General features: G+C 66.3%; 18 protein-coding genes. 9 read left to right on the top strand and 9 right to left on the bottom strand.

Annotated elements, in window-relative coordinates:
* Window positions 1-154 precede the first annotated feature (154 nt).
* Window positions 155-850: a response regulator gene (locus AC6H42_RS23475; protein WP_057156034.1), complete on the bottom strand. Its 696-nt coding sequence runs from the start codon at window positions 848-850 to the stop codon at window positions 155-157.
* A 201-nt stretch (window positions 851-1,051) separates the two neighbouring features.
* On the opposite strand from AC6H42_RS23475, the gene AC6H42_RS23470 reads away from it, so the two are divergent.
* The 6 genes from AC6H42_RS23470 to AC6H42_RS23445 are packed head-to-tail and all read left to right on the top strand — an operon-like array spanning window position 1,052 to window position 8,256.
* The gene (locus AC6H42_RS23470; protein WP_497549063.1) at window positions 1,052-2,113 is read left to right on the top strand and encodes a porin; all 1,062 of its coding nucleotides are present in this window, start codon (window positions 1,052-1,054) and stop codon (window positions 2,111-2,113) included.
* Between the two features lie 32 nt (window positions 2,114-2,145).
* On the top strand, window positions 2,146-3,153 hold the full coding sequence (locus AC6H42_RS23465) for a tripartite tricarboxylate transporter substrate binding protein (RefSeq protein WP_082551875.1): 1,008 nt from the start codon (window positions 2,146-2,148) through the stop codon (window positions 3,151-3,153).
* Between the two features lie 40 nt (window positions 3,154-3,193).
* Window positions 3,194-4,279, top strand: coding sequence for an ABC transporter substrate-binding protein (locus AC6H42_RS23460; protein WP_057156032.1), 1,086 nt, complete (start codon window positions 3,194-3,196; stop codon window positions 4,277-4,279).
* Window positions 4,280-4,309: 30 nt separating this feature from the next.
* Window positions 4,310-6,094, top strand: coding sequence for an ABC transporter permease (locus tag AC6H42_RS23455; RefSeq protein ID WP_497549062.1), 1,785 nt, complete (start codon window positions 4,310-4,312; stop codon window positions 6,092-6,094).
* A 39-nt stretch (window positions 6,095-6,133) separates the two neighbouring features.
* On the top strand, window positions 6,134-7,201 hold the full coding sequence (locus AC6H42_RS23450; protein WP_057156030.1) for an ABC transporter ATP-binding protein: 1,068 nt from the start codon (window positions 6,134-6,136) through the stop codon (window positions 7,199-7,201).
* 5 nt (window positions 7,202-7,206) lie between these two features.
* Window positions 7,207-8,256, top strand: a complete 1,050-nt coding sequence (locus AC6H42_RS23445; RefSeq protein ID WP_497549061.1) for an AbrB family transcriptional regulator — start codon at window positions 7,207-7,209, stop codon at window positions 8,254-8,256.
* Window positions 8,257-8,304: 48 nt separating this feature from the next.
* Here the strand turns inward: AC6H42_RS23445 and AC6H42_RS23440 are convergent, their stop codons facing one another.
* The 4 genes from AC6H42_RS23440 to AC6H42_RS23425 form a co-directional block, all read right to left on the bottom strand.
* Window positions 8,305-8,967, bottom strand: coding sequence for a DUF799 domain-containing protein (locus tag AC6H42_RS23440; protein WP_497549060.1), 663 nt, complete (start codon window positions 8,965-8,967; stop codon window positions 8,305-8,307).
* Window positions 8,964-9,335 (bottom strand): DUF4810 domain-containing protein, encoded by a 372-nt coding sequence (locus tag AC6H42_RS23435; protein WP_497549059.1) that lies wholly within the window; start codon window positions 9,333-9,335, stop codon window positions 8,964-8,966. The genes AC6H42_RS23440 and AC6H42_RS23435 overlap by 4 nt, the downstream gene beginning before the upstream one ends.
* 9 nt (window positions 9,336-9,344) lie before the next feature.
* Window positions 9,345-10,022 carry a CsgG/HfaB family protein gene (locus AC6H42_RS23430; protein WP_497549058.1) on the bottom strand — a complete coding sequence of 226 codons (678 nt, stop codon included), beginning with the start codon at window positions 10,020-10,022 and terminating at the stop codon, window positions 9,345-9,347.
* A 120-nt stretch (window positions 10,023-10,142) separates the two neighbouring features.
* Window positions 10,143-10,778: an energy transducer TonB gene (locus AC6H42_RS23425; protein ID WP_057156008.1), complete on the bottom strand. Its 636-nt coding sequence runs from the start codon at window positions 10,776-10,778 to the stop codon at window positions 10,143-10,145.
* 148 nt (window positions 10,779-10,926) lie between these two features.
* On the opposite strand from AC6H42_RS23425, the gene AC6H42_RS23420 reads away from it, so the two are divergent.
* Together AC6H42_RS23420 and AC6H42_RS23415 are read left to right on the top strand one after the other, a co-directional pair.
* Window positions 10,927-11,568 (top strand): response regulator, encoded by a 642-nt coding sequence (locus tag AC6H42_RS23420; protein ID WP_057156007.1) that lies wholly within the window; start codon window positions 10,927-10,929, stop codon window positions 11,566-11,568.
* A complete protein-coding gene (locus AC6H42_RS23415; protein WP_497549057.1) occupies window positions 11,568-12,854 on the top strand; it encodes a sensor histidine kinase in 1,287 nt (428 codons plus the stop codon). Before AC6H42_RS23420 ends, AC6H42_RS23415 begins: the two co-directional genes overlap by 1 nt.
* Here the strand turns inward: AC6H42_RS23415 and AC6H42_RS23410 are convergent.
* From AC6H42_RS23410 to AC6H42_RS23395, 4 genes are read right to left on the bottom strand one after another with little or no spacing between them, the layout of a single operon-like run.
* Window positions 12,851-14,332 (bottom strand): DUF3999 family protein, encoded by a 1,482-nt coding sequence (locus AC6H42_RS23410; protein ID WP_057156005.1) that lies wholly within the window; start codon window positions 14,330-14,332, stop codon window positions 12,851-12,853. The two genes, AC6H42_RS23415 and AC6H42_RS23410, sit on opposite strands and share 4 nt — an antisense overlap.
* Entirely contained in the window at window positions 14,329-17,670 is a 3,342-nt protein-coding gene (locus AC6H42_RS23405; RefSeq protein WP_497549056.1) for a DUF2339 domain-containing protein, read from the bottom strand. Before AC6H42_RS23405 ends, AC6H42_RS23410 begins: the two co-directional genes overlap by 4 nt.
* A 34-nt stretch (window positions 17,671-17,704) precedes the next feature.
* Window positions 17,705-18,502, bottom strand: coding sequence for a DUF2145 domain-containing protein (locus AC6H42_RS23400; protein WP_057156003.1), 798 nt, complete (start codon window positions 18,500-18,502; stop codon window positions 17,705-17,707).
* A gap of 1 nt (window position 18,503) precedes the next feature.
* Window positions 18,504-18,941, bottom strand: coding sequence for a hypothetical protein (locus AC6H42_RS23395; RefSeq protein ID WP_057156002.1), 438 nt, complete (start codon window positions 18,939-18,941; stop codon window positions 18,504-18,506).
* A 132-nt stretch (window positions 18,942-19,073) separates the two neighbouring features.
* On the opposite strand from AC6H42_RS23395, the gene AC6H42_RS23390 reads away from it, so the two are divergent.
* A complete protein-coding gene (locus tag AC6H42_RS23390) occupies window positions 19,074-19,805 on the top strand; it encodes a helix-turn-helix domain-containing protein (protein WP_497549055.1) in 732 nt (243 codons plus the stop codon).
* Window positions 19,806-19,849 lie beyond the last annotated feature (44 nt).

Raw genomic sequence — 19,849 nt, 5'->3', positions numbered from 1 at the left:
TCGGCCGCGTCCAGCGCGTTGCGGTAGACCGAGACCGCGTCCAGCGCCATCAGGAAGATCAGCGGCACCAGCAGCCAGCGCATCAGCTGGCCGCGCAGGCTGCCCAATGGGGTGGCGGCCTGCGCCGGCGGGCCGGATGCGCGCTCGCGGTCCATTACTCGGCCGGCTCGCGCGGTTGCAGCAGGTAGCCGATGCCGCGCAAGGTGGTGATGGCGGCGGCGCCCGGCAGGCTGCTTTCGAGCTTCTTGCGCACGCGGTGGATGTACAGGTCGATCGCGTCCAGGTTGGCGTCGTCGGCCAGCGCGAACACTTCGTCGAACAGCTTTTCCTTGGACACGGCGCGCCCGCTGCGGCTGATCAGCGCTTCCAGCACCGCGTGCTCGCGCGGCGTGAGCGCCAGCGCGGCGCCGTGGTAGCTGAACATGCGGGTGATGGTGTCGAAACTGAGCGCGCCGCAGCTGTGCACAAGCGCTTCGTTGCCCACGCTGCGGCGCAGCAGCGCTTTGACGCGCGCTTCCAGTTCGGCCAGTTCGAACGGCTTGGCCAGGTAGTCGTCGGCGCCCAGGTTCAGGCCCTGCACGCGTTCTTCCAGCCCGCCGCGCGCGGTCAGGATCAGCACCGGGGTCTTGCCGCGCGGGCCGCCGCGCGCGCGCAGGCGCTTGAGCACCTCCAGCCCGTCCATGCGCGGCAAGGTCAGATCGAGGATCACCAGCGCGTATTCCTGCGTGTGCAGCAGGGCGTCGGCGTCGGCGCCGTTGTCCGCGCATTCCACGGTCAGATGGGAGTCGCGCAGGGCTTTGGCCAGCCAGTGCTGCAGTTCGATGTGGTCTTCAACGAGGAGGATGCGCATGATATTGGTGTTGCCCGGTGTATGCTCAGGCCTGCATCTTCCTCGCCGCGCCGCCAAAAGTAAATTCCTTGTGGTGACATGACGACAAGATTCGCAGTGAATTCGCAGTGAAAGAGAATTGAAAGGAAGTGAAACCTATAGTGGAGCCCTGATTTCAGTGATCAGGCATATCACCAACAATTATATCTATAGGAGACACCCATGAAGAAGTCCACTTTGGCGATGGCGGCGGCAGCCTGCGCTCTGGCCGGCGCGGCCCACGCGCAGTCGAACGTGCAGGTTTATGGCCTGATCGACGCTGGCGTCGAAAGCGCTTCCAACGCCACGCCGACCGGGGGTTCCAAGACCAGCGTGATTTCCGGCGGCATGAACACGTCGCGCTGGGGCCTGCGCGGCACCGAGGACCTGGGGGGCGGACTGAAAGCGGTGTTCCAGCTGGAAGGCGGCATCCTGCTCGACAGCGGCGCCCAGGACGGCCCGCTGTTCAAGCGCCAGGCCAACGTGGGCCTGGAGGGCAGCTTCGGCCGCGTGGTCATCGGCCGCTCCTTCACCTCCGTGTACGACACCGTGATCTCCTACGATCCGATGGGCTTCGCGCCTTACTACTCGTGGGCCACCAGCGGCCCGGCTACCGGCCCCGGCAAGTACGGCTTCACCACGGCTTTCGATAACCTGATCAAGTACACCGGCAGCACCGGCAACTTCAAATACGGCGCCACCTACGGCATGGGCGAGCAGACCACCGGCCAGTCCGACAGCCGCAAGGTGGCGGGCAACGTGGCTTACGCCGCCAACGGCCTGGGTTTGATGGCGACCTGGGAACGCATCAATGGCAACACCGTGGCCGTCACCGGCAACCGCGACGAGAACACCGTCTACCACCTGGGCGCCAGCTATGAAACCGGCCCGTTCAAGGTCTGGGGCGTGATGCGCGACTACAAACTGGTGTCCGGCAAGGCCGCCACGGCGGACGTGAAAGCCACCACATGGTGGACCGGCGTGGCTTACAAGGGCATCCCCAACACCACCCTCACCGGCGCGGTGTACCGCGTGAACGTGAAGAACGTCGCCGCCGGCAAGGATGCCGATCCGACCATGTTCGTGGCGCGCTACCGTTACGCGCTGTCCAAGCGCACCGACGTATACGTGGCGGCGGCCTACGCCAAGTCGAAGAACGGCCAGCTGACCGGCCTGTCGCGCGACGACGCCGGCTTCGACACCAACCAGCGCGGCGTGGTCACCGGCATCCAGCACCGCTTCTAAGCGCACGGAACTTCAGCTACGGAACCCCAGCCATGAAAGCCCTGTCCTCCTTCTTGTTCTCGCTTGCCGTGCTGGCGACGGCGGGCGCCGCTGCGGCCGATGCAGCCAAGCCGGCCAGGCCTGCCGCCGCCGTGCCGGGCCGCGTCGAGTGCATCGTGCCGTCCAAGCCGGGTGGCGCGATGGACCTGACCTGCAAGCTGGCGCAGAAGGGATTGCAGGCGCTGGCCGGCGGCGCCCCGCGCGACGTGCACATCAGCTATGTGCCCGGCGGCATAGGCGCGGTGGCCTGGCATTCGCTGATGACGCGGCGGCGCGCCGACCCGAACACGCTGGTGGTGTTCTCGGGCGGCTCGCTGCTCAATCTGGCGCAGGGCAAGTTCGGCAAGGCCAAGGCGGACGACGTGCGCTGGGTGGCGGCGCTGGGCGCGGACTACGGCATGATCGCCGTGCGTTCCGACTCGGCCTACAAAACGCTGGGCGACCTGGTGGCGGCGCTGAAGAAGCATCCAGAGAAAGTGCTGATCGGCGTGTCCGGCACCATCGGCAGCCAGGACTGGCTGAAGATCGCGCTGGTGATGCGCACCGCCGGCGTGGACCCGAAGGTGCTGCGCTTCGTGGCGCTCGAAGGCGGCGGCGAGGCTTTCACGGCGATGGACGCCGGCTATGTGCACGTCGTGTCGGGCGACGCGTCCGAGGCCACGCTGTACGCCGGCAACGGCAAGACCCGCGTGCTGGCGGTGCTGGCCGAACAGCGCCTGCCAGGCGTTCTGGCGGGCGTGCCCACCGCGCGCGAGCAGGGCGTGGACGTGGTCTGGCCCATCATCCGCGGCGTGTGGATGGGGCCCCACGTGCCCGAGGAGGACTACCGCCAGTGGGTACGGCTGTTCGACCGCATGATGGCGACCCCCCAATTTGCCGAGGCCCGCGCAGCCTACGGCCTGTATCCCTTCGTATTGACCGGCGATGCGCTCGCCGACCATGTGCGCAAAGCCGTGGACGACTACGGCAAGCGCGCCAGCGAATTCGGCCTGGTGCGCTAAGCAAGCTAGCTACAAAAAACCAACTTAACTGGAGACTCACATGTTCATCAAATCGACCCTGGCCGTCGCGGCCTCCCTCGTCGCGTCCGCAGCTTTTGCACAAGTACCCGCCGGCTACCCGGCCGACTACCAGAAGCTGATCGACGGCGCGAAAAAAGAGGGCAAGCTGGTGGTCTATGGCGCCACCGACAGCAAGGCGACCCAGCCGCTGATCAAGGAGTTCAGCGCCATGTATCCCGGCATTTCGGTCGAGTACAACGACATGAATTCCACCGAGGTTTACAACCGCTTCATCTCCGAAGCGGCCGCCGGCGGCAACACCGCCGACGTGGTGTGGTCCTCCGCGATGGACCTGCAAATGCGCCTGGCCTCGGATGGCCACGCGATGAAATACAAATCGGTCGAAGCGCCGAAGATCCCGGGCTGGGCCATGTGGGACGACCAGGCCTACGGCACCACCTTCGAGCCGGCCGCCATCGTCTACAACAAGCGCCTGGTGGACCCGAAGGAAGTGCCGCAGACGCACGCCGACTTCACCAGGCTGATCCAGCAACCCAAGTTCAAGGACAAGGTCACCACCTACGACATCGAGAAATCCGGCGTCGGCTTCATGTTCATGACCCAGGACGCGCGCGAAAATCCCAAGTTCCTCGAACTGGAAAACGCCTTCGGTGTGGCCAAGGTGCGCGTGCAGTCGTCCACCGGCACCATGATGGAGCGCATTTCGTCGGGTGAAAACCTGATCGGCTACAACGTGCTGGGCTCCTACGCGCTGGTGCGCGCCAAGACCGATCCGTCGATCGGCGTGGTGCTGCCGAAGGACTACACGCTGATCCTGTCGCGCGTGATGTTCATCAACAAGGCCGCCAAGAACGTCAACGCGGCCAAGCTGTGGCTGGACTTCATGCTGTCGCAGCGCGGCCAGACCGTGATCGCCAACGACTCCAAGCTGTACGCGATTCGCGCCGACGTCACCGGTGAAACCACGTCGGCCGACCTGATCAAGCAGATCGGCAAGGACAACGTCAAGCCGGTGCCGGTGCACCCCATCGTGCTGCAGTTCCTGGGGCCGGCCAAGCGCATGGCCTTCCTGAAGCAGTGGAAAGAAACCGCGGGCAAGAAGTAAGCCCAGCACGCTGAAAACCGAGGCACTATCATGCAAACATTGACCCCATCCAGCATCAGCGGCAGCGGCCGCCGAAGCTTGAACTGGCCGCGCGGAGTGGTGGTGACGCTGACCGCGATCGCCATCTTCCTGCCGCTGTTCCTGATCTTCTACCAGAGCTTCCTGTCGGCGCCGTTCTTCATGCCGGACAAGGTGCTCGGCCTGGACGCGTACCGTTTCATCATCGACGACCCGGACTTCGCGATGGCCTTCAAGAACGGCCTGACCCTGGCCACCGGCCTGACTCTGATCGCCGTGCCGCTGGGCGGCGCGCTGGCCTTCCTGATGATACGCACCGACCTGCCGGGCCGGGGCTGGATCGCGCCGATGCTGCTGGTGCCGATCTTCGTTTCGCCGATGGTGATGGGCTTCGGCTACGTGGTGTCGATGGGGCCGGTGGGTTTCTATTCCACCTGGGCCAAGGAGCTGCTCGGCTTCGTGCCGTGGAACATCTACTCCTTCACCAGCATCGTCATCATCGCCGGCCTGACCCACGTGCCGCACGTCTACCTGTACGCCTCGTCCGCCCTGAAAAGCCTGGGCTCGGACGTGGAGGAGGCGGCCCGCGTGGCCGGCGCCTCGCCGCTGCAGGTGATGGTGAACGTGTCGCTGCCGATGATCATGCCGGCGCTGGCCTATGCCGGCGTGCTGGTGTTCTTCCTCGGCTTCGAAGTGTTCGGCCTGGTGCTGGTGCTGGGTGACCCGGAAGGCCACCTGGTGCTGCCGACCTACCTGTACAAGCTGACCAACAAGCTGGGCACCCCGTCCTACCACCTGATGGCCGCCGTCGCCGTGTGCCTGGTGATGGTGACGCTGCCGCTGGTGATGATACAGCGCTGGCTGCTCAAGTCGGCCAACAAGTACGTGTCCATCAAGGGCAAGGGTGCGCGCAGCAAGGCCATGCCGCTCGGTAAGTGGAAGTGGCTGGCCTTCGGCCTGCTGGCCGCCTGGCTGCTGTTCACCATCGTCATGCCGCTGACCGGCATCGTGCTGCGCTCCTTTGTGCAGTACTGGGGCGAGGGCGTGCACCTGGCCGACGTGCTGACGCTGAACCACTTCCGCGACATCCTGGCCGAACCTTCGCTGATCCGCGGCATCGTCAACACAGTGCTGATCGGCGTGATCGGCGGCGGCCTGGCCGTGGCCTGCTACAGCGCCATCGCGCTGGCCATGCACCGCAAGCCGGACGGCATCACCCGCGCGCTGGACTACAGCGTGCTGGTGCCGCGCGCCGTGCCGGGCCTGCTGGCTGGCCTGGCCTTCCTGTGGGTGTTCCTGTTCGTGCCTTCCTGGCTGGACGGCATATTGAAGGGCATGGACAACGGCCTGGCCCTGTGGCTGAGCGAGCACCTGGTGCCGGCGCTGCGTTCGCTGCGCTCCACCATCTTCGCGGTGTGGCTGGCGTACTCGGTGGTGTGGCTGGCTTACGGCATGCGGCTGATTTCGACCGCGCTGCTGCAGGTGGGCCCGGAACTGGAAGAGGCGGCACGCGCCGTGGGCGCCAGGCGCGGCCAGGTGACGCGCGACGTGACCCTGCCGCTGATCAAGTACGGCCTGTTCGGTGCATGGCTGATGGTGTTCCTGATCTTCGAGCGCGAATACTCGACCGGCGTGTACCTGCTGTCGCCAGGCACCGAGGTGATCGGCGCCATGCTGGTGTCGCTGTGGGCCGGCGGGTCGACCGACCTGGTGGCGGCGCTGTCCTTCATTAACATTACGCTGGTGGCCGTGGGCCTCGGCATTGCGCTGCGCTTCGGCGTCAAGCTGCATAACTAAGCGCACAAAGAGAGAACTATCATGAAACGAGACCTCGCCATGAACGAATTAAGCGTCAACGACCTGCACCTGGAATATGGCCAGGGCGCCACCGCCAACCCCATCCTCAAGGGCGTGTCGATGCACCTGAAGAAGGGCGAAGTGGTTGCCCTGCTGGGACCATCCGGCAGCGGCAAGACCACCTTGCTGCGCGCGGTGGCCGGCCTGGAAAGTCCCAAGCTGGGCACCATCCATATCGGCGACCGCACCATGTTCGACGGATCGAACTCGTTCGAGATGCCGGCCGAGCAGCGCAACCTGGGCCTGGTGTTCCAGTCCTACGCGCTGTGGCCGCACAAGACTGTGTTCGACAACGTCGCTTACGGCTTGAAGCTGCGCAAGATGGGCGCTTCCGAGATCAAGGAACGCGTGATGGAGGTGCTCAAGCAGCTGGGCCTGGGCCATTTGGGCGAGCGCTATCCGCACCAGATGTCCGGCGGCCAGCAGCAGCGCGTGGCGATTGCCCGCGCCCTGGTGTACAACCCGCCCGTGATCCTGCTGGACGAGCCGCTGTCCAACCTGGACGCCAAGCTGCGCGAGGAGGCGCGCGCCTTCCTGCGCGAGCTGATCGTGCGCCTGGGCCTGTCGGCGCTGATGGTGACGCACGACCAGGGCGAGGCGATGGCGATCTCCGACCGCATCCTGCTGCTCAACAACGGCAAGATCGAGCAGCAGGGCACGCCGCAAAGCATGTACGAAACGCCGGAGACGCTGTTCACGGCGGAGTTCATGGGCAGCAACAACCGCCTGCCGGCCAAGGTGCTGTCGCGCGACGGCGCGCAGGTGACGCTGGAAGTGAACGGCGCCAGGCTGCAAGGCACGGCGCGCGGCGCCGGCATGGCCGAACCGGCCACGCTGATCCGCGTGGAGGAGGTACGGGTCAGTTCGACGCAAGTGGACAACGCCGTCGAGATCCCGCTGCTGACCTGCATGTACCTGGGCGACCGCTGGGAATGCCTGTTCAAGAGCGCCAGCGGCGACATCAGCCTGCGCGCATACTCGAAGTACAGGCTGGACGCGGGCAGCTACTGGCTGCAGCTGCCGGCCGATAAACTCTGGGTGTTCTGAACGGCGTGAAACCGGGGCCGGCCTTTCTCTCCGCACTGGCGGCCGGCATCGTTGCCGCGCTGCTGTGCGTGTACCTGAACACGCCGCTGCCGTGGATGATAGGCCCGCTCTTTGCCACCGCCGCGCTGCGCCTGTGCGGCGTCGACCTTAGCGCGCCGGTCTCGGCACGCGAAGCGGGGCAGTGGGCCATCGGCACGGCGCTCGGCCTGTACTTCACGGCGCCGGTGCTGGCCGTGCTGGCGGCGCGGGCGGGCTGGATCGCCGCCGCCGTCGCCTTTGCGCTGGCGCTGGGCTGCTTCTGCGGCTGGCTGCTGCACAAACTGTCCCGCACCGACCGCACCACGGCCTTCTTCGCCATGGCCGTCGGCGGCGCATCGGAAATGGCGGTGCAGGGCGAGCACCATGGCGCCAACGTGGAACGGGTGGCCGCCGCGCACAGCTTGCGCATCATGATGGTGGTCGGGATTATCCCGTTCGCGATCCAGTACTGGGGCAGGCACGGCCTGGGCCTGGGCACGGACTTGTTCGTTCCCGGCGCGCGCAGCGTGCAGCCGCTTGGCCTGCTGGCGCTGATCCTGCTCACCAGCGGCGCCGCGCTGGCGCTGAAGAAGGGCCGGTTGCCCAATGCCTGGGTGATAGGCCCGCTGCTGATGGCCTTGCTGCTGACGGCCTTCGGCGTGCACCTGAGCCGCTTGCCGGACTGGATGGTGAAGGCTGGCCAGCTGTTCATCGGCATCTCGCTCGGCACGCGCTTTGCGCCCGGTTTCCTGCACACCGCGCCGCGCTACCTGGCCAGCGTGGCCGCCTGCAGCGCGCTGGCGCTGGCGCTGGCCGCCGCCTTCGGCCTGGTGCTCGCGCAACTGGCGGGCCTGAATCCCGGCACCGCCATCCTGGCCACCTCGCCCGGCGGCATCGCAGAAATGTCGCTCACGGCGCAGACCCTGCACCTCGGCGTGCCCATCGTCACCGCTTTCCACGTGTCGCGCATGGTGGTACTGGTGCTGGCGATAGGGCCGCTGTTCCGCTGCATGAAGCGAAGCCGCGCGGGCAAATAGACGCAGGTGGAAAAAAGGCCTGCCGGACCGGCAGGCCTTGCGTGAGGCTTATTGCTTCAGGTAGTGTTCCGAGCGCGGCCCGTACAGGATGCCGTTAGCCTGGCCTGCCGTGAGCAGGCGCGCATTGGCTACACCCGCCACTGGGTGCGATGTGTCGCTGACGCTGTTGATGATCTGCTTGACCGCTGCCGCCACCAGCGCGCCGATCAGGCCGCCGCCGCCATTGTTGCCGCCCTCATTGTTGGACGCAGTGGCAGCGCCGGTCCATAGCACCGTGCCTGTCTTGACATCCACCAGTTTGGCATCCACCGACACCACCACCACGCTGTTGAGCACCGTGTAGGTGGCGCCGTAGTTGGAAATGGTGACGTACAGCGCTGCGTCCGCACCGAAAATCTCATCCAGCTTCTTGATGTCGACCGCATGGATATCGGCCGCGTTGGTCAGGCCGTTCTGCTTGAAGGTCTCGCCGACCACGGCCACCGGCAGCACGTAGTAGCCGGCTTCCGCCAGCGGGTACGTCACTTGCGCGTAGACGCTGTTGCTGGCCTTGACTTCGGGCGAGTTGTTCAACGGCGGCAGCACCAGGATGGAGCGCGGCTTGGCGGCCTTGAACGCGGTGTAGTCGTAAGGCGCCTTCTGCGTGGCGCAGCCAACGAAGAATACCGCCGGCGCCAGGCAGGCTGCCAGTTTCAGGATACGGCGCATCATAGTTTCTCACCTTTTTTCGCTTTGCCAAGCAGGAAATCCATATAGGCTGCGGATTCCGGGAACAGCTTCTTCTCCGCCTCGAACTCCGTCACCACCTGCTCCTGCGAGCCGGCCACCGAGTAGAGCATGCCCAGATGGGCGTGAAAGCCGGGCGGCACCATATTGCCCTTGGCGCTGATGAGCTGCAGGTCCTTTTCCATAGCGGCGATCTGCTGCTCCGGGCTTTCCCCTTTCAGGTACTGGTACACCTGCGGCTGATAGCCTTCCCACTGGTACAGGGTCCTGGGCGCGGAGGCGCAGCCGGTCAGCATGGCGCTGCCGGCCAGTGCCAGCACGGCGGCGGCGCGTTTGGTCATCGCGTGATTCATGCGCGCTCCTTACTTGCGGACGGCCAGCGCGCCGGCTTCAACACCGGCCACCAGCTGGTCCACCGCCTGGCGTACCGCCAGATCCAGCACTTTGCCGTTCAGCGTAGCGTCGTAGCTGGCGGTGCCGCCAAAGCCCAGCACTTCGCGGTTGGACAGGCTGTATTCGCCGGCGCCCTGGCTGGAGTAGACCACTTCGGAGGTGGCGATATTGACCACGTTGAGGGTGACCTTGGCGTAAGCGACCTGGGTCTTGCCGCGGCCGGCGATGCCGAACAGCTGGTGGTCGCCTACTTCCTTGCGGCCGAATTCGGTCACGTCGCCGGTGACGATGAAGTCGGCGCCCTTGATGTTCTGGGCCTGCTGCTTGAAGCCTGCTTCCTGCTTCATTTCGTTCAGGTTGTCGCGGTCCAGCACGTTGAAACGGTTGGTCTGCTGCATGTGCGAGATCAGGATGGTCTTGGCCTGGCTACCCAGGCGGTCCACGCCATCCGAGAAGATGCCACGCATGAAACTGGAACGGTTGTCGAACTTGCCCACTGCGATAGGGCTGCGCACGCCGGTGTAAGGACGCGCGGCACTGGCCACGGTCGGCACGGCCAGCGCCTGCGAGCTTTCGGTGGCGCAGCCGGACAGGGCGGATACGCCCAGCATGGCGGCCAGAAGAACGCCGGATTGATAGATTTTCATGAGTGGTCCCGGGAGGAGTGAATGGATGAGCAAATTGCGCACAGCGAAATTGAAATTTCTTCACAGCAATTTTACTTGATTGCAAGTAGTCACAATCTATCCAATAGTCACGCCCGCCATTTACTCGTCCAGGTTCCACACGTACTGCATGCGCGTCCAGGACTGCTGAGGCACACCGTCGATGGTGCCGGGCTTGAACCTGCACAGGCCCAGGCCCACTTGCGCGGCGCGGTCCAGGTCGCGGAAGCCGCTGGATTTTTCTATCTTCGAATCGGCCACACGGCCGTCGGTGCCGATCAGCAGGGCCAGCGTCACGGCGCCGGCGTCACCATTGCGCAGCGCGTTCTTGGGGTAGTCCGGCTTGGCGCAGTTGGCCGCATCCACCACGGCGGCCACGTGCACCGGACCCTTGGCGGGGACGACCCGGTCGCCGCCGCTGTCTGCCGCCGCCACCGGGCCTGGAACGGACGGTTGCACCCTGTCGGTCAGCGGCCTGGCCGTCACATTGGATGGCTGCTGCTGCGGGACGTTATCCGGCACCGGCGGTACGTAAATGTCCGGCTGGCGTGGCGCTTCCAGAGGGAGGTCGGTGTACTCCACTTTGCGCGGCGGCTCTTTCAGTTCCTTGACCAGGTCCACCGTCGTCTCCGGCACATGGAATATGGTGATCCTGGAACTGCTCATGACCAGAACGGCCAGCGCAACGTGCAGGACTGCGACGACCGTGATGCCGGTGAGGTTTTTTTCGTTTTTCATGTGCGCTCCGAGTTCGTGTGGAACCTTGAATTGCTAGGTTGTGGAAGAATATTATTCCATCAAATAGAACTTGAAAAGCAATTTCTGTGGAAATGCATCGTGTGATATGCTTCCTTTCAATGGAAGTTAATTTGCGATGGGGTGGTAGATGGAACGGAAAATAAGGGTGTTGCTGGCGGATGACCATCCGATCGTGATGACGGGATTCGCCATGTCGCTGGAAAGCCATGGCATGGAAGTGGCGGGGCAGGCGCGTACGCCGGCTGACGCCATCGCGCAATTTGGCGCCTTGCAACCGGACGTGCTGGTGCTCGACATCCGTTTCGGCGAGGAGCTCACCGGGCTGGACGTGGCCAAGCAGGTGCTGGCGCAGGCGCCCGCCGCGAAGATAGTCTTTCTAAGCCAGTTCGACCAGGACAGCCTGATCAAGGAAACCTACCGCCTGGGCGGCCGCGCCTTCCTGACCAAGGACTGCGACCCGGCCGACCTGGCGGCTGCGGTGCGGCGCGCGCACGAGGGCGGGCTGTACTTCCCGCCGCAGATCGCCGAGCGCCTGGCGCAGCTGTCGGTGCAGGGCGAGCAGTCGCCGCAGTCGCAGCTGGACGAGCGCGCGCTGGAAATCTTCACGTTGATGGCCGAGGGCTGGACCAATGCCGAAATCGCCGAGAAGCTGGACGTGTCAACCAAGACCATCAGCAATATCAGCCAGGCGGTCAAGGAGAAGCTGGGCGTGCACCGTCCAGCGCTGATCACGCGGCTGGCCGTCAAGCACGGGCTGATTGAGCCCTGATGGCGCTGGCGCCATGGCGGGGCTGGAGCGTGCGCACGCGGCTGCTGTCCATCATCATTTTGCCGGCCGCGTACATGTTCATCACCTTTGTCGTGTACGCGTGGCAGTCGCGCTTGACCGCGGTGCGCGAGGAACTGGCCGAGCGCGGCCCGCTGCTGGCCAAGGTGCTGGCCGACAGCAGCGAATACAGCGTCACTGCCGGCAAGCTGGATGAACTCAGGGCCAGCGTCAGCCGCATGGTGCAGTCGGACAGCGGCATCTACAAGGTGGAACTGTTCGACAAGGCGCGCCGGCCCCTGCTGCATATCGTGAGCCGCAGCGGAGGCCAGCCGGAGCCCGCCTACTACGAGGCGCCCATACTGCGGCGCCTGATCTGGATGAATATGCAGACCCGCACCGCGGGCCCTGAAGGCATGACAGTGGAGACCGTGGGCCATGTGCGGGTGACGATGTCGCCTACCGCCATGCTGCGCAAGCAGACCGGCCGCTTCTACTTCGCGCTGCTGGTGGCCAGCCTGGGCTTGCTGGTCTGCGTGCTGCTGGCATGGCAACTGGCGAAGCAATTCAACCATTCGCTGAACGCTTCCATCCGCGCGCTGCGCGAAGCCGACGCCGAGAAGCGCCGCCTGATACGCAAGGTGAACGGCGCGGTGGAGGAGGAGCGCAAGAGCATCGCGCTGGAGATCCACGACGAGCTGAATGCCACGCTGATCGCGGTGCGCCTGGAGTCGCAGCGCGTGGTGGACCTGGCGCGCAAGCTGGAACAGGGGGCCGAGGCGCAGGAAATCGCCGCCCGCGCGCAAGGCGTAATCCAGCTGGCGCTCGGCTTGTACAACAGCGGCCGTGCGCTGGTGCGGCGCTTGCGCCCGGAAGTGCTGGACATGCTCGGCCTGCAGGGCGCGATCGAGGAAATGGTGCGGCATTACGACCGCGCCGGCGCCGGCTGCCGTTTCGAGTTCCACGCCGAAGGAGATTTCTCCGGGCTGGACGGCGCGGTCGCTATTTCGGCCTACCGCACTGTGCAGGAAGCCTTGTCCAACGTGGTCAAGCATGCCAAGGCCACGCGCGTGACGGTTGCGCTGCGGCGTGCGGCAGCGCCGCAGGACAGCGCGCTGCTGATCGAGGTTGCCGACAACGGCAAAGGATACGATCCGGCCCTGGCGTCGGCCGGCATCGGCATCATCGGCATGCGCGAGCGCGCCGATGCTTTTGGCGGCAGCCTTGCCATCGCTACTGGCCATAAAGGCACCGCCATCACCATTCGCCTGCCGCTGGCGTCGCGCTAGTTCTGTTTTTCGCGGCCTTGCTCGCTGCCGTTCATCTGGCGCAGCAGCGTGCGGACGAAGTAGGCCAGCAGGGCGAGGCCTGCCAGCAGCACGGACCAGAGGATGGCGGTGCGCTGGACCGTCGCGGCCGATTCCTGCCGTTCTTGCTGGCCCGGCAGTCCTGCCGCAATGGACGGCGCCGGCGCGCCATGGCCGGCTGGCGCGACGGTAAGTGCGGCGTGCGCCTGCGGCAGGGCGCGCAGTTCGTCGGCGCTGAAGCCGGGTGCGATCTGGGACGGCAGCAGCGCAGAGCTTTCGGCCCCGTCGCGGCCGTAGGCCAGCTGGTAGGGGCCCTTGCCGTTGGCGAGCAGCAGCAGCGTGGATGGTGTCCAGGAAATGCGCAGCGCGGGCCGCGCCGTCGCGCCTTGTTCGGTTTTCGCCACCCAGGTGTCGGTGTGGGTTGCGGCGATGGCCGCGTCGCCGGATTTGCGTTCCATGCCTTCCTGGGTGATACGGTAGAACGTGGTGTTCAGCACTGGGACAAAGAACAACTCTGGCTGGCGCCTGCGGTGACGGCGCGGCGCCGATTCGTAGCGGCCCAGGGTGACAGGGAAGACGGCGTTGGCGGCCTCGAACTGCATGCCGATGCGCTCTGCCGGGATGGCGATGCCGCTGCGGTATACCAGGTCGGTGCCGTTTTTTGCCACCGTGGGTTGCAGCGTCAACGTGTCCATGGGCGGGCCGGCGTCGGCCGTGCTTTCGGTTTCGGCGACGATGCGCGCAAACACCAGCGGCGTCCCGCTGCGCCAGCTGAGGCGCGCGTAGCGGAACCGTGCAGGCTGGATGGCCATGCGGCTGTTCGACAGCGTTTGCGCGTCCGCGTTCGATAGCCAGCTCAGTTCGGCGGCGCCGGCGGGTTCCCAGCGCTGCAAGTCGCTACTGGTTTCCAGCCACAGCTGCGCGCTGTAGCTGCGCGTGCCAGGCGGAAGTTCGAAGCGCAGCGCGGACACCGGGGGCGGCTGGCCTTGTGCATCTTTTGCCGCATCGACTTCCAGTATCAGCCGGGACAGCGATTCCTGGCGCGCCGCCGCCGGAAACGCCGGGCTGCTGGCGACCGACAGCAGGCGCCCGCTGCCGTCGGTCCGGATATCCAGCCGCCTACCTGCCGCACCGTCATCGCCGCTTTGGACGGACCGCAGCGGGAAGACGCGTACCGGCAGATCCGCCACTGTCGTGTGCGTTGGCGCCGGAGGCGCCAGCAGCGCGAACGGGACGCTGGCGCCGTCGCGGTCGAACACGCGCAGATCGTCGAGCGAGCGTGAGCGGGAAGCAAGGTAGACCTGCTGCGGCAGGCGCAGCGCAGCCAGGCCGCTGTCCTTTTGCACGTTGAGCGGGATGGTGTGGCTATAGCCGGCGGCGCTGTCCGCAGGCGCGGCTGCATGGCAGGCGCCTGCCAGCAGCAATGCCGCGGCAGCGGCGCGGCGCAGCAGCGCGCTCATTGCGCCACTTCCGCACGCGGGGCGGCAGGGGGCAGCGGGGCGACGTATCCGATGGCCACCATCAGCAAGCCGGCACCGATGAACGACACGATGCGCTCGATGCCGCCGGCATTGGACAGGTCCACCGCGAACAGCTTGAGCACCACCACCGCGAGCAGTGCCGCGCCTATGCCCCACAGCGTGCGCATGCCGCGCCGCGCAGCCATCCGCATGAGCACCATGGCGCTGACGGTCCACACCAGCGAAAGCAGCGCCTGCACGAACTGTGAGGCCATCAGCGCGTTGAACTGGTAGGGCACATCCATGTAGTTCGACACGGAGCGCAGCAGCATCAGATTGAACCACACGTAGCCGGCGCCGGCGGCGGCCCCTTTGCGCTGCGCGGCAAAGCGGTGCCGGCGGAAGGCGGCTGCGGCCAGCAGCAGCGCGAAGCCGGTGGTCAGGTCCAGCGGATTGAGCAGTGGCAGGTAGGGTAGCGGGGCCATGGCGCCGCTGTTCAGCAAGTTCCAGCGCGCTGCCAGCAACAGCGTCCACACGGCGGCAACGGGCAGCAGGAAGCGCTGGTGCCAGGCTGCCAGCGGATTGAGCGGCCATTCGTCCGCCCGGCACCGCAGCAGGACGGCGGTGGCCGCCATCATGGCCCATGCCGGCAGGTAGCGCGCCCAGCCTCCGCTGACTTCCCAGCCGTCCAGCAGCATGCGAATTTGCTCCGCTGTGCCGCCCGCCAGCAGCCAGCCGGCGATGGCGTGGTTCAGCACCGGCCAGATCATGAGCCACGGCGCGGCAATGCGCAGCAGATGCACCGCTACCAGGGCGGCGTGCGGCAGCGGCCACGCCATACGGGTCCAGGTCCGCAGCGTGTACTCGGAGGCGGTCCAGGCGGCGGCATAAGCGCACCAGGCCAGCGCGCCGGGTGTGTGTCCGGTGAAATGCATCATCAGCAGCATGGCGCCGCTGATGCCGGCTTGCACCAGCCATACCGGCATGGCCAGCTTGCGCAGGCCGCGCCAGTCCATACGGCACGCCAGATGCTGGGCCAGCAAGGCCAGCAGGCTGGCGCCGATGGCGTAGAACGAGAGCATGGCGGGCAGGTCGTGCACGCCTTGGAAGCCGGGGCGCAGGCCGTACTGGTCCGCCAGGCAGGCGGCCAGCGGCGCCAGCGCCATGACGTACCAGGCCAGTCCCGCGCCGGGCAGCAGCGCCTCCGATGTGAGGGCGAGCGAGGTGCGCTCTTTTTCGTCGGCGCTGCGGACGGCGTGGCGGTGGAAGAACAGGCTGGAGAGCCACAGGCCGGCGCCCAGCATGAGGGCGCTCAGGAAGGGACCGTCGAGCAGGGCGACCCGGCTGTCCAGCCAGTCCCAGCGCGTGCGGTACAGGAAGACGCCGGCGGCCAGCAGTTGCACGGCCACCGTGTAGCCGCCGGCGATGCGCCAGCGCATGCGGGCAGCGATCACGCCGAGTAAGGCTGCCACCACCAGCGCGCTGGCGGTGAGCAGGTTGAGCTGGGTGGCGCCGCTGCTGCGGCTGACCACTTCGTACCAGGTGCCGGCCAGCAGCCACGCGGCGGCTATCGCCAGCAGCAGCGTGGCGAGCGGATCGCGCACGGCGGCAGGCACGGCCTGGCCGGCGCCGCGGAATTGCACCGCGACGATGAAGGTGCCGGCGGCCAGGATCAGGAAGCCGAGCCAGATGTTGGCGTTAGCCAGCACGGCGGCGTCGAGGCTGATGATGTCGCCGAGGAAGCCGATCCAGGCGGCGCCCTGCACCAGCAAGCCAAAGGTCCAGGCCAGCTTGCGCTGCTGGCGCAAGCCAACCCATACCACGCCGGCGCCTTCCAGCGCCCAGGCGGCGGCGGTCCAGCGGCCGTCCAGCGCGAAGGGCAGCGCCAGCGTGCCGAACACGACGCCGAGCGCGAGGAAGGATTCGCACAGCAGCCGGCTCGTGGCGCCCAGGCGGCGCCACAGCGCCAAGGCCAGGCCGGCGTAGAGCAGGCCCATGGCCAGGGCGGACCAGGCCATGCCGAATTCCATGTGCTGCACCAGGCCGTGCTGCAGGCCGATGGCGGCCAGCGGCGTGCCGAACACCAGGGTGCCATCCACGTAATGCGCCAGCTTGGGCGCTTGCCGTTGTGCGTAGAACACCGCGATGGCGATGTACATCAGCAGGAACAGGCCAAGGAACAGCTGCGCGGACAGGTAGTGGTCCGGCGTATAGCGCAGCACGCCCCACGAAGTGCCAAGCACGAAGGTGCAGGCGAAGCCGAGCACATTGAGGGCGCGCCAGGATTTTTTGGTGGCGATATAGAGGATGCCGGCGTTGAGGATGGCGCAGTAGCTGAACAGGGCGATGTGGTTACCGCTGCCGGTGGAGACCAGCACCGGCGCCGCGAAGCCACCGATGATGCCGAATACGGCCAGCCAGACGGCGTTCTGCAGCACCGCCAGCACGCAGGCAAAGGCGACCAAGACGGTCAGCAGGGCGAAAGCCAGCGTGGCGGGCAGCAGGTGATAGACGCGGAAGGCAGCGAAAGTGGTGAGGATCAGGACGGCGATCGCGGTGCCTTGCACGGGCAGGCTGATGCCGGGGCGGCTATCGCGGATGCGCCAGCCCCAGGCCAGCAGGGCCAGGTCGGCCAGCACCACGCCGCTCAGGCGCAGTTCGATAGGGGTGTTGAAATTGGCGGCGGCGTATTTGAGCAGGAAGCTCACGCCCATGAACAGGATCAGCAGGCCGAGCTTGGCGACGACATTGCCGCCAAATAGCCAGTCGCGCGCCGCCACCAGCCAGGCTGGCGCCGCTGGTGCTGCCGGTGCGGCTGTTCCTGTTGCTGCAGTCGCTGCAGTCGCTGCAGTCGCTGCCGGGGCTGCCCGGGACGCCGATCTGGCGGATGGCGTGCTGGCTGCCGGGTCCATCGGCGCAGGCGTGGCGGGAGGGGAGGCGCCGGCCGCAGCACCCGGAGGCGCGTACGTGTCAGCGGCGCCCGGCAGGGCAGGCGAGGCGGGAACTGCCGTCGCGGCAGGCGGCACCGGAGTTGATGGCGGGAACGGGAGCGATACGACTGGGGCCGGGGACCGGGCCGGAACCGGCGGCGGCATCGGCGCCTGCGCCGGCGCTGCGGCCTGCTGGGGCGCGGCGGCCTCCGGTGCCGGCGGGGGGGCGGGCTGCGTGTGCTCGGCGAGCAGATCGCGCACTTGCGCCCGCAACTCCCCAACCAGATGGCGCAGTTGCTGCACATCGCTTTCGTTGCCGGCAGCCTGCCGGCTGGCGCGACGCGCGGCGGCGATGCAATAGATCGGCATCCCGATCCAGTACACCGCTGCCGCGACTAATCCAACCATGATCCATTCCATGATGACCTCTGCCGGTATGTTGTCAGCGTATCGTGAGCGTACGCGCGTCCTTGTCCTGCGTCTTGATGAAGCGCACCACCGAGTCGACGGTCACGGTGTCGATCTGGCCCGCCATGCGGCGCTCGTGCGGGTGATCGTCGAACGCCACGTTGGCGCGGAACATGCGCGCGCCGAGCCGCGTCATGGCCGGGATCTCGACGGTGATGGGACGGTAGCCGGCCTGCTTCAGCCACGCTTGCGCTTCGGCGCGGGTCTCCACCTGGCCCGGTTCGGCGCTGGCGGCGGCATAACTCTCCAGCACCCACTGGTTGGAGTTCTGGTAGCGCGTCGAATAGGCGTAGGACAGCATGTTGTAGTTGCTGTGGTGCAGGCGGCGCGGCGTGCTGGTCGACAGCACGCGCGCCAGCCGGGCCTGTATCTCCGGGCTCGGGATCACCAACTGCGCCTCGTACAGGAACATGTCGTCCAGGAAGAAGTTACCGAGGCCTTCGTTGAACAGGCCGGAGGTCGCGCTGCCGCAGTCATTCAGTTCGTGCACCACCAGCCAGCGGCCGCGTTCCTGGTCGCGCCACACCAGCGCCATGTGCGAGTAGCGCAGGCGGTACTTGCTCAAGTCCTGCCCGGCCCGCGACAGGAAGGCGATCTGCGCGCCGCTTTCGTCCAGCGCGCGGCTGGTGCGCAGCGCCAGGTCCATGCCTTTGACGACAGACTGCAGTTCGAGCGGCTTGTCTTCGCAGCTGTTGCCGGCTTGCGCGGCGCAAGGCTGCAAAGCCAGGGCGGCCAGCGCGGCGGCGATGCAGGCGAGGGTCGTGCGGCGCATGTTATTGCCCCACGCGGCTGTGGTGCATCAGGGCCTGGCCCACTTCGTTCGGGATGAAGGCGATGGCCTTGCCGGACAGGACCAGCACGTAGCCGGTGGAGATGGCCGTCACCGTCACCGCCTGGCCCACGGCGCGCGACAGGCCTTCGGTCGCCTTGGCGCTCAGTTTCACCGAGGCCGTGGCTGCGTCGGACGCGCCCTTGAGCACCACCACGCTGCCGTCTGCCGCCGCGTCCACGCTGGCGATGACGACGTAGCCAGAAGCGGCCACCGCCGACATCGATCCCAGCAAGACGATGCCGGCCGCGCCGGACAGCGCTTCGGAAGCACGCGACAGTTCGGACCCGCCGGCGCCTGCGCCGGCACCGGCCGCATTGGCCGAGGATGTGGCGGATACAGCGGCAAGCGACAGCAGGGAAATCAGCAGCAGGCGTTTCATGTTAAGTCTCCGGTTGGTTGATGGACTGCATCATCGCCCCGGATGGCCAATCCGGCAACGTATATGCTACTAGTTGCCAAAAATCGCACGCATGGTATTATCTTTCGATACTTTTTGCGTAGGGCTACCGCCATGTCCCATTCCAGCCTCATGATTGACGCACTGAAACGGCAATTGAAGCTGAAAGCCGTGACGTACGCGGAGCTGGCCCGGCGCATCGGCTTGTCCGAGGCCAGCGTCAAGCGCATGTTTGCCCAGCGCAGTTTCACGCTGGAGCGCCTGGAACAGATATTGGACGCGGTGGGCATGGATTTCGCCGAACTGGTGCAGGCGGCCACCGACGCCCCCCAGCTGATTGCGCAACTGACCTATGCGCAGGAGCAGGAAATCATCGGCGACATGAAATTGCTGGTGGTGGCGGTGGCGGCGCTGAACATGATTCCACTGGAGCGTATCGTGGCGGTGTATAAGATCAGTGAGGCGGAAGCGGTGAAGTATCTGCTGCGGCTGGATAAGATCGGTTTCCTGACGCTGCTGCCGAACAACCGCGTCAAGCTGCTGGTGGCGCGCACCTTCAGCTGGATACCGAACGGTCCGATCCAGACCTGGTTCCGCGGCGAGGCCTACGGCGACTTCCTGGATGCGCGCTTTGCCGGCGACCAGGAGCTCATGAAGCTGGTCAGCGTGATGCTGTCGCCGCGCTCCGCCAAGGCGCTGCTGGAGCGGCTGAAGCAGGTGGCCGACGAGTTTTCCCGGCAGCACCAGGAAGACGCCCGGCTGCCGTATGAGCAGCGCCACTCGCTGACCTTCATGCTGGCGGCGCGGCCCTGGATGCCGACGGCTTTCAAGGCCTTGATGCGCTAGGTCAAGGCCGGTCGGCGCGCAGTTGCGGTAAACCGGGTTGTCGG

This window comes from Massilia sp. NBRC 108631, assembly GCF_059704565.1.
Note: the sequence above shows the minus strand (reverse complement) of the source record. Positions and strands in the feature narration are given on the sequence as shown.